The organism is Streptomyces sp. NPDC031064 (assembly GCF_055570965.1).
This window is the reverse complement of record NZ_JBVIGF010000001.1, coordinates 61,935-71,609: the sequence shown is the minus strand read 5'-3', so window position 1 is coordinate 71,609 and position 9,675 is coordinate 61,935. Positions and strand designations below refer to the sequence as shown.

8 protein-coding genes and 1 pseudogene are annotated in these 9,675 nt (G+C 73.7%); 4 read left to right on the top strand and 5 right to left on the bottom strand.

The window, feature by feature from the left end; all coding sequences use genetic code 11:
- Window positions 1–26: 26 nt before the first annotated feature.
- Window positions 27–821, bottom strand: a complete 795-nt coding sequence (locus tag ACZ46W_RS00330) for a VOC family protein (RefSeq protein WP_468328932.1) — start codon at window positions 819–821, stop codon at window positions 27–29.
- 143 nt (window positions 822–964) lie between these two features.
- Window positions 965–2,605, bottom strand: a complete 1,641-nt coding sequence (locus tag ACZ46W_RS00325; RefSeq protein WP_468328929.1) for an FAD-binding oxidoreductase — start codon at window positions 2,603–2,605, stop codon at window positions 965–967.
- A gap of 101 nt (window positions 2,606–2,706) precedes the next feature.
- On the opposite strand from ACZ46W_RS00325, the gene ACZ46W_RS00320 reads away from it, so the two are divergent.
- Window positions 2,707–3,252 carry a DUF2165 domain-containing protein gene (locus tag ACZ46W_RS00320; RefSeq protein WP_468328926.1) on the top strand — a complete coding sequence of 182 codons (546 nt, stop codon included), beginning with the start codon at window positions 2,707–2,709 and terminating at the stop codon, window positions 3,250–3,252.
- 7 nt (window positions 3,253–3,259) lie between these two features.
- On the opposite strand, the gene ACZ46W_RS00315 is transcribed toward ACZ46W_RS00320, so the two are convergent.
- Window positions 3,260–4,798 carry a sensor histidine kinase gene (locus tag ACZ46W_RS00315; RefSeq protein ID WP_468328923.1) on the bottom strand — a complete coding sequence of 513 codons (1,539 nt, stop codon included), beginning with the start codon at window positions 4,796–4,798 and terminating at the stop codon, window positions 3,260–3,262.
- A gap of 16 nt (window positions 4,799–4,814) precedes the next feature.
- Window positions 4,815–5,363: pseudogene (locus tag ACZ46W_RS00310) on the bottom strand (winged helix-turn-helix domain-containing protein); the annotation flags it as partial.
- Between ACZ46W_RS00310 and ACZ46W_RS00305 the strand changes: the two are divergent.
- From ACZ46W_RS00305 to ACZ46W_RS00295, 3 genes are all read left to right on the top strand, one after another.
- Window positions 5,332–5,499, top strand: coding sequence for a hypothetical protein (locus tag ACZ46W_RS00305; RefSeq protein ID WP_468328921.1), 168 nt, complete (start codon window positions 5,332–5,334; stop codon window positions 5,497–5,499). The pseudogene ACZ46W_RS00310 and the gene ACZ46W_RS00305 overlap by 32 nt on opposite strands.
- A 67-nt stretch (window positions 5,500–5,566) precedes the next feature.
- Window positions 5,567–7,348: a SulP family inorganic anion transporter gene (locus ACZ46W_RS00300; RefSeq protein WP_468328918.1), complete on the top strand. Its 1,782-nt coding sequence runs from the start codon at window positions 5,567–5,569 to the stop codon at window positions 7,346–7,348.
- A 117-nt stretch (window positions 7,349–7,465) separates the two neighbouring features.
- On the top strand, window positions 7,466–8,863 hold the full coding sequence (locus tag ACZ46W_RS00295; protein ID WP_468328915.1) for a UDP-glucose dehydrogenase family protein: 1,398 nt from the start codon (window positions 7,466–7,468) through the stop codon (window positions 8,861–8,863).
- A gap of 33 nt (window positions 8,864–8,896) precedes the next feature.
- On the opposite strand, the gene ACZ46W_RS00290 is transcribed toward ACZ46W_RS00295, so the two are convergent.
- Window positions 8,897–9,493 carry a Type-2Aa cytolytic delta-endotoxin gene (locus tag ACZ46W_RS00290; RefSeq protein WP_468328913.1) on the bottom strand — a complete coding sequence of 199 codons (597 nt, stop codon included), beginning with the start codon at window positions 9,491–9,493 and terminating at the stop codon, window positions 8,897–8,899.
- Window positions 9,494–9,675 lie beyond the last annotated feature (182 nt).

Below are 9,675 nucleotides of genomic sequence, written 5' to 3'. Positions count from 1 at the left end.
GGCGTCACTCATCGGGTCCCCCCGGGTCACCCCTCGGCGGGGGTGAGCACCACGAAGTCCGCGCCCGCCGGGTCGACGCAGACCGCGAGCCGCCCGACACCGGGCGCGTCCTCCGGGCCCATCTGGATGGTGCCGCCCTTCTCCCTCACCGTGGCGACGGTCGCGTCGCAGTCGCTGGAGCCGAAGACGGGGTGCCAGTAGGCGCGGCCGCCGGTCAGGGTGAGCGCGTCGGCCGGGAGCTGCATCAGGCCGCCGTGCATCCGCTCCGGAGGCAGACCGGACGGCGTGATCAGCGAATACGTCCCGCCCCCGCCCGGCAGCTCCATGTCCTGGGTCTCCCAGCCGAACAGATTCCCGTAGAACTCCTTGGCGGCCGCCGCGTCCGTCGTGTACAGCTCGATCCAGCCCAGGCTGCCCGGCCCGTCCACCGCCTCCACGCCCTTGTACGAACCCGGCTGCCACACCGCGAACTGGCCCCCCTGGGGGTCGGTGTACTGGGCCATCCGGCCCTCGCCGTCGGCGTCCATCGGGGCGACCCGCACCGTGCCGCCCGAGCGCTGCACGGCCTCGGTCGTGGCATCGGCGTCGGGCGTCTGGAAGTAGATCATCCAGGCCGAACGCGCGCCCTTCTCGGTGAGCTTCCCGAGCCCGGCGACCGTCTTGCCGTTCAGCCTGAAGGCGCCGTACTCCTCCTCCTCGGGGCTGAACGGCTGGAACTCCCAGCCGAACACCGAGCGGTAGAAGTCGGCCGCCGCCGGAATGTCCGGCGCGCCGAGGTCGAGCCAACAGGGGGAGCCGGGAGCGAAGTCGGTGGTGATCACGGCACTTCCTCGTTTCGCGGGTGTCACGTCGATCGCTTACGGCATCAGCGTGACACCCGCCACTGACATCCGCCCTCCGGGACGGGACGAACCGGTGAGGGCCGCCCGCCCCGGAGGGCCTCGCGAGGCGCGGCGCGGAAGGCTCAGAAGGCGTGGGCGTGACGGAAGAGGCGTCCCGGGTCGTAGGCCGCCTTCACCTTCACCAGGCGGTCGATGTTGGCGCCGTAATAGGCACGGCGCCAGTCCCGCAGCGCCGGATCGGTGTAGTTCTGGTACGCCCGGCCGCTCGCCCACGGCCGCATCACGTCGTGCGTGCCGTCCAGCCAGGCCCGGTGGCGGGCCACGGTGGCCGCCGGGGCGCGGTCCGGCCAGGACACGATGTACTGGGCCAGGAAGAGCGCGTCGCGGTGGACGAACGCCGTGTCGGCCGGCCGTACCCGGTTCACCGCGCCGCCCATCGCGTCCAGGGCGATGCTGCCCGCCCCGCCTCCGCTGAGTCGCGCGAGCTGTTCCACCCGGGCGATCAGCGCCTTGACACCGGCGGCCGGCACGGGGCGCGTGTAGAAGTCGGAGCGCGCGGCGTAGGACTCGCGCGCCACCCGGCCCTGCGGCGTACGGCCCGGCAGCGTCCCCTTCTGGTGGGCCTGCGCGATGGACCAGCCGGACACCCCGCCCATGACCTTCATCGCGTCCATGAACGGGCGGGTACGGATGGCCTCCGACGTGGGCGCCGCGCCGATGGCGCCGGCCAGCCGGTCGAGCCGGTTCTCCAGGTCACGCCGGCCCGTGAGGGCCAGCCCGCCCACCCGCACCGATCCGGGCCGGCCGCCCACCGGGGCCGCCAGGTGCAGGTTGGCCCAGATCCCGTCCGGCGCGGTGGGGGCCCAGCGCTGCCACTCGCGCACCACGGCGGCGGCACGCGACCAGGGCCAGCGGAGGAAGAACGTGGTGCATTCCGGTGCCGCGTGGGTCCGCATCCGCAGCTCGGTGACCACACCGAACTGCGCGTTGCCGCCGCCGCGCAGCGCCCAGAACAGATCCGGGTCCCGCTTGGCGTCGACGTCCCGTATCCGGCCGTCGGCGGTCACGATCCGGGCGCCGGTGATGCTGTCGCTGGTCAGGCCGTAGGCCCGGCTGACGACGCCGATGCCGCCGCCCAGGGCCAGACCGGCCACGCCCACGGTGGGGCAGGACCCGGCCGGTACGGTGCGGCCACGGGCGGTCAACCGGTCGTAGACGTCGATGAGTTTCGCCCCCGCGCCGATCGTCGCGGTGCCACCCGCCAGCGAGACGGACGCCATCCGCTGTACGTCGACGATCAGGCCCGGCCCGGAGGACCAGCCCGCGTAGGAGTGGCCGCCGCTGCGTACCGCGACCGGCACCTTGTGCGCGCGGGCGAACTCCAGGCACTCGCGGACGTCCTCGGGCCGTGCGCAGTAGGCGATACCGGCCGGGCGCACGGCGTCGAACCGGGGGTTGAACAGCGTGCGCGCCACGTCGTAGTCACGGTCCCCCGGCCGTACCAGCGTCCCGTCCAGCCCCTTGCCCAGCGCCGCCCAGTCCGCCGGGCGGGGCGCGCCCGGTGCCTTGCCCGCCGCGCCCGCGCCCGCGGCCGTGCCGGGCGCCGCGCCGGCACCCGCACCCGACGCGCGGGTGCCGGCGACACCCGTGAGCAGTGCTCCGGAGAGGGCGGCGGCCGCACCGGCGCCCAGCAGGCGACGACGGCTCGGCCCGCCGCCCGCGTGCGTTCCCGTGCCGCCGACCGGTGGCGTCGTCTGGTTCATCGTTCTTTCCCCACTGCTGTGTTGACCTGTCGCAGGAGGGATGATGAGAACGAGCGCGGAGAGGTTGCGCACAACGACGTGACGGACGAGGGGAATTCGACGTGGCAGTGAGCAGTCAGCGCACCGGTACTCCGGTGGACCGGTTTCTCCGGCTGGGCACCCTGCCCGTCGCGGCGGCCGCCCTGACGGGGACCGTCGCGCTGTCCATGGTCCTGGTGGCCTTCGGCAACATCACCGACTTCGGGACCAACCAGCAGTTCGTCCAGCACGTCCTGGCCATGGACACCACCTTCAAGGACCCGCAACTGATGTGGCGGGCGGTCACCTCACCGGCCCTCCAGAACGCGGCGTACCTCGCCATCATCGTCTGGGAGGTCCTCACGGCGGCCCTGCTCACCTTCGCCACCTGGCTCTGGGCGGTGGGGCTGCGGCGGAGGAGCTACGACCGGGCCCGCCGGGCGAGCAGCGCCGGGCTGGTGATGGTGCTGCTGCTGTTCGGGCTCGGCTTCTTCGGCATCGGCGGTGAGTGGTTCGCCATGTGGCAGTCCTCCGACTGGAACGGACTGGACTCGGCGCTGCGTTACGTCGTGCTGGCGGCGTTCGCCCTGGTCGTGGTGCACCTGCCGACGGCACGCCACGGGGACTGAGCCCCTCTCACGGGCGGGGCGTGCCGCGTGGGTGCGGCCTGCCGCGGAGGCGGGGCACGGGGACGGTCCTCCGGGCCGGCCACTGCCTCGGCGACTCGGCCCGCCCGGGAGCCGAGCCGGGACCCCGTGGTGACGGTACCGAGGGCAGCCGCACCACGGCGTCGATGCCGCCCCGAGGGGCCTCCTCCAGCGCGGCGTGCCCACCACTGGCGACCGCGAGCCGCTGCACCAGGGACAGGCCGAGGCCGCTGCCCCCCTCGGTCGAACCGGGCGCGCGCCAGAACCGGTCGAAGGCGCGCTCACGCTGCTCGGGAGGCATCCCGGGGCCTTCGTCGATCACATGCAGCTCGGCCCACGGCGGGCGGTGTTCGCGCGGGCCCCGGCGTGCCGGGCGGGGGAGCCGCCGGTCCAGCAGCACCACGGAGCCGGGCCGTGAGACGCGGAGGGCGTTGGAGAGCAGGTTGTCCAGGATCTGTTCCACGGCGCCCGGCACGGCGAGCGCCTGCCCGGCGTGCTCGACGCCCAGCGCCAGCCGGCAGCCGCGCTCCTCGAACACCGGCGCCCAGGTCTGTACGCGGTCGACGGCGATCCGGTCGAGGTCGACGGGCACCCGCATGACGGCCTTCTCGTCCAGCCGGGCCATCGCCAGCAGCCCCTCCACCATGCGGGCCAGCCGTTCCGTCTCGGTCATCGCCGCCGTCAGCCCGCTCCTGGCGTGGGCCGCCACATCGGGCTCCAGGTTGTCCAGGCGCAGCCGGAGCGCGGCCAGCGGCGTCTTGAGCTGGTGGGAGGCCTCACCGGCGAAGGCGCGCTGCGATTCCAGCAACTGCTCCAGGCGCGCGGCGGTCTCGTTGAAGGTGACCGCGAGCCTCCGCACCTCCGGCGGGCCGGTCGACGTGGCCAGAATGGCCCGTACCGACAGGTCGCCCTCGGCCAGCCGGGCGGTGGCCCGCTCCAGCTCGAGAACGGGCCGGCTCGTCCAGCGGGCCAGCCAGAACGCCACCGCCGCCACGGCCGTCAGCGCCAGCAGCCCCACCATCGCCAGGGTGAGCCACACGCCGTGGACCCGCCGGTGCACCGCCTCGGTGGGGAGCGTGACGCGCACGGCCCCGAACCGGGAGGACCCGAGCGGCACCGGGGCCGCGGCGGCGAGCCCCCGCACCCCCTCGCCCACCGGCCCGGTGCGTACGCCGATGGCCGCCCGCCCCCGCAACGCGGACCGCACCTCGTCGCGGGCGGCCAACTCCCGTGCCAGGGCGGGCGTCAGGGGACCGGAGGAGGCGGTGAGCCGGCCGTCCGCGTCGAAAACGGTCACCTCTCCGCCGATACGCGCGGCACAGTGCGCCACCCGGTCCTCCAGGGCCGCCGTCCGGCCGCCCGCGAGGGACACGGCCGCGTAGGCGGCGAGGGACTCGGCCTCGTCCTCGGCGGCCTGGGTGGCGCGTTGTTGCTCGGCCCTGCCGTAGACGATGCCCAAAGGCACTTCCAGGCACAGCAGAACCAGCAGGGCCACGGTCACGTAGCTCAGGAGCAGGCGTCGGGTCACTGCGGCGCCCCGCCCGTCAGCTTCGCGACGCCGGGACGACGAGGCGGAACCCCACTCCCCGTACCGTGTGGATCCATGCCGGATCACCCAGTTTGCGCCGCAGCGCCGCCACATGGACGTCGAGGGTCTTGGTGGGGCCGTGGAAGTGCGGGTCCCACACCTCGTCCAGGATCTGCTGGCGCGAGTACACCGCGCCCGGGTCCTCGGCCAGCAGTGCCAGCAGGTCGAACTCCTTGGGCGTCAGCGCCACCAGGGCGTCCCGCACCCATGCCTGCCGGGTGCGCCGGTCCACCACCAGGGCGCCCAGGCGGGACGGCCCGCCGTCCCGTTCGGCGCCTTCGGCGGCGGCACCCGGCAGGGCGCCCGGTGCGCCCGCGCCGACCGGCAGGTGGCCGGCCGTGGCGCGCGTGCGGCGGGTGACGGCGCGGATGCGAGCGATGAGCTCCCGCATGCTGAAAGGTTTCGCCAGATAGTCGTCCGCCCCCACCTCCAGGCCCACCACCCGGTCGGCCTCCTCACCGCGGGCGGTCAGCATGATGATCGGCACCTGCGAGACCTGCCGGATCCGATGGCTGGGCACCTACCCCGTCGTCCGCCGCCTGCTGGACGACGACGAACTGCGGCTCCACGGCTGGTACTACCGCATCGACACCGGCGTACTCCACGAGCTGGGCGAGGACGGCGACTTCGCGCCCCACTGACCCCGCCCGGCCCGCTCACGGTTGTCGATGCCGGTCCCGTTCCGGCCCGCGCAAGGAGTACGCCCCCATGCCGTCCCCCACACCGTCCCCCTCCCCGCCGCCCCGGCAGCGCGCCCGGCACGCCCGCCCCACCGGCCGGTCCGGCGCCCGCTCCCCGCTGACCAGCCGGTCCACCGTCCCCGCACCCTCCACGGCCGTCCCGTCGCTCGCCGCCGAACTGCGCGGCGCGCACCTCGGTACGGAGGTCACCGCCTCGTTCGTCGTCTTCCTGGTGGCCCTGCCGCTGTGCATCGGGGTCGCCGTGGCCTCCGGCGCCCCGCCCGAGCTGGGCATCGTCTCCGGCATCGTGGGCGGGCTCGTCGTCGGCCTCATGCGCGGCAGCGCGCTCCAGGTCAGCGGCCCCGCGGCCGGTCTGGCCGCCCTCGTCGCCGAAGCCGTGCTGGAGCACGGACTGGCCATGCTCGGCACCATCGTCCTGGTCAGCGGTCTGCTCCAGATCGCCCTCGCGCTGATCCGGCTCGGCCGTATGTTCCAGGCCATCTCGGTCGCGGTCATCCAGGGCATGCTCGCCGGGATCGGCCTGCCCCTGATGATCGGGCAGTCCTACGTCCTGGCCGACGCCAAGGCGCCGGGCACACCGGTCGAGAACCTGCTCGGGCTGCCGGGGCTGCTCGCCGCAACCTTCGGCAGGCCGGACGCGCTCATCGCCGCCGCGCTCGGGACCGTGACCGTCGTACTCAGCTTCGTCTGGAAGAAGGTGCCGGGACCGGTGAACCGGGCGCCGGCCGCGCTCGTCGCGGTCGTCCTCGGCATGGGCGTCGCCGCGCTCCCGGGCGTCGGCATCAACACCCTCCAGGTCGGCGACCTACTGGGCTCGATCCACCTGCCCGGGTCGGAGGAGCTGGCCGGGCTCGCGGACCCGGCGGTCCTCGCCACCATCCTCACCTTCACCGTGATCGCGTCGGCGGAGAGCCTGTTCACCGCGGCCGCCGTGGACCGTATGCACACCGGCCCGCGCACCCGCTACAACGTCGAACTGTTCTCCCAGGGCCTCGGCAACACCGTCTGCGGCGCCCTCGGCGCCCTGCCCGTCACCGCCGTCGTCGCCCGCAGCTCCGCCAACGTCCAGGCCGGAGCGCGCACCCGGCTCTCCCGTACGCTGCACGGCCTGTGGCTGCTCGCCTTCGCGCTCCTGCTGCCGGGCCTGCTCGCCCTCATTCCCATCACCGTCCTCGCGGGCGTCCTCGTGCACAGCGGGTGGAAGCTGTTCGCCCCGGAACAGTTCCGCCTGCTCTGGAAACAGGACCGGGGTGAGGCCGTGGTCATGGCGGTCACCACGCTCGCCATCTTCGGTACGGCGCTGCTGGAGGGCGTGCTGATCGGCCTGGCGGCGGCGACCCTGCTGGCGGTGCTCCGCATGTCGCGGACGACCCTGCGGGAGACATCCGACGGGGACACGGCGAAGCTGACCATCACGGGGAGCGCCACCTTCGTCAGGCTCCCGCAGTTGCTGGAGGCGCTGGCGGCCCTCGAAGCCCGGGCCGCCGCCGGAGCGCCCCGCATCCGCCTGGACCTGACGGCCATGACCCACCTGGACCACGCCTGCCGCACCCAGATCGACGAGTTCGTCGCCCAGCAGCGCGAGAAGGGGACCGTACGGGTCGAACTCCTGCTGCCGAACACGCCGGCCCCGGCCGGTGGAGCCGCCCCGGCCGGTGGAGCCGCCCCGGCCGGTGGAGCCGCCCCGGCCGGTGGCGGTAAGACGGACCCGGCGGGGGAGAGGGACCGGGGCGGGGAGATGGACCGGGACGGGGACGGATTCGCCTGGTTCGCCGACACCAGGGGCTGACCGTCACCCGTCCGGCCGGTACCGGTGGCCCGGCGGCGCCGGGGGCCGCAAGCTGGCGTTTCCGCGTACGGAGCGGCAGCAGGTCTGCTGGTGTCGCCGGGGTGTCGGGAGAGTCACGTGCGGGTCGCCATCGTTGGGCAGGGCTATGTCGGAGTGACCGGGGCAGTCGCCCTCGCCCGGCAGGGGCATCATGTGACGGGCATCGAGCGCGACCCGGCCCGGCTGGCCGCACTGGCGGCGGGCCGCACACCGGTGTCCGAGCCCGGACTCCAGGAGGAACTGACGCTGGCCAGGGAGACCGGGCGGCTGACCTTCGCCTCCGACCTGGCCCACACGCACCTCAGAGAGCCCTTCGAGGTGGTCCTGATCACTGTGGGCACACCCCCCGACGCGAGCGGGGCGGCGGACCTGTCACAAGTGACGGCGGCCCTGGCGGAGGTGGCGGCCCTGCTGCCGCCACCGGCCGTGGTGCTCAAGTCCACCGTCCCGCCCGGCACCAGCGCCCGGCTCCTCCAGGCCCACCCCCAGATGCGCGAGCGCTACGCCTACAACCCGGAGTTCCTCAACCAGGGCAGCGCCCTGGACGACTGGACCACCCCCTCCCGGACCGTGGTCGGGCTCTGGTCGCACGGCACCCTGCCGCTGCTGCACCAGCTCTACGGCGAGCTGACGTGCCCCTGGGTGGTGACCACGCCCGACACCGCCGAAATGATCAAGTACGCCGGCAACGCCTTCCTGGCGATGAAGATCAGCTTCGCCAACGAGTTCGCGCGACTGTGCGCCGCACCGGACCTCGACATCGACAAGGTGATGCAGGGCGCGGGACTCGACCCCCGCATCGGTCACGCCTTCCTCCAGCCGGGCCTCGGCTTCGGCGACTCGTGCCTCCCCAAGGACACGGCGGCACTGGCGCACTGGGCGGCCGAGCGCGGTATCCCGACACCCCTGCTCGACGCCACCATCGCCGTCAACCGCACGCAGCCCGCGCTCGTGCGCGAGATGCTCCGCGAAGAGCTGGGCGAGCAGCTCGCCGGGTGCGAGATCGCGGTCCTCGGAGCCCGCTACGAGCCGTGGAGCGACGACATGCGGGCGGCGCCCAGCCGTGCCCTCGTCCCCCAACTGGTCGCCGAGGCGGCCGCCGTCCGCATCTGGGACCCGGCCACCGACCCCGAACACCTGCGGCAACTGTTCCCGGGCACGAGGCCGTGCACGGACCTGCGCACCGCCCTCCAGGGCGCGCGGGCGGCGGTCGTCCTCACCGAGTGGCCGGAGACCATCGAGACCGACTGGTCCCTGATGGCCGCCAGGATGGCGCCGCCCGCCGTGGTCGTGGACGGCAAGAACTGCCTGCTCCCCGAACGGCTGGCCGGGCTGCCGCTCACGTACCGGAGCGTCGGCAACCGCCTCCCCGATCGCGTCACCGCTCCCACCGGGAGCACCGGGAGCACCGGGCCCACCACTCCCACCGATCCCACGGGGCCCGCCGGGACGCCGCGCCCCGCGACGAGCGCGTAGGCACGGCGGCCCGGTGGGCCAAGGGCGCCGCCGTCAGCCCGTGGACGGTGCGCCGCGCCGCACGGTGATGGCGTTGACGCGGATCGTGTACGGGGCTGTGTCGCCGACCGTCAGGTTCCGCACCTTCTCCGGGCTCAGAGCGACCGTCACATTGGCGCAGAGGGCGACGGCGTAGACCCGGTCCCCGGTCTCCTCGTCCTGGAGGGCGAACAGCAGGTTGTAGTAGTAGCTGGTGTTGTCCGGCTCCTCCCGGTAGAAGGAGAGGTGGGTGCCCGTCTGCTCGTACAGGCCCACGAAGGCGTCGGTGAGCGCCCCTTCGACCTTCTCCCAGAAGGCGGTGTTCTCGAACGGCTCCGGAAGGGCCTGGCGTACGGCCTCCCGGAGGGACAGGATCATCACGCTGACGGGGGCGGTCTCCTGGAGCCCCCAGCCCCGGATGATCTTCACCGTCGAGCCGTCGGGGATACCGCTCGCCGCCCGGCTGATCTCACCGAAGTCGAAGTCCACCGTCGCCGGGGCGATCGCGTGCTGGAACCTCGCCTCGATGCCCCGCGCCTGCTCCATGAAGGACGACCCCACCTCGAAGACCGGCCTGAAGGTCGTCTTCTCGGTGGCGATCCGGTCAACCATGGCTGCTCCTAGCATGTCGGAAGTGATCGCGCCCGGTCGGTCAGTATGCCGTCCCCCCGAACGGCCGCCGCACCGGCTCCCGGTCAGGAGCGCCGAAGTCGTGGAAGGTGTCGCCGCCCTCGTGGTCGGGGCCGGTTCACGCGTGGTCGGGGCCGGCACACGCCAACCGCTCCCGTGGTCAC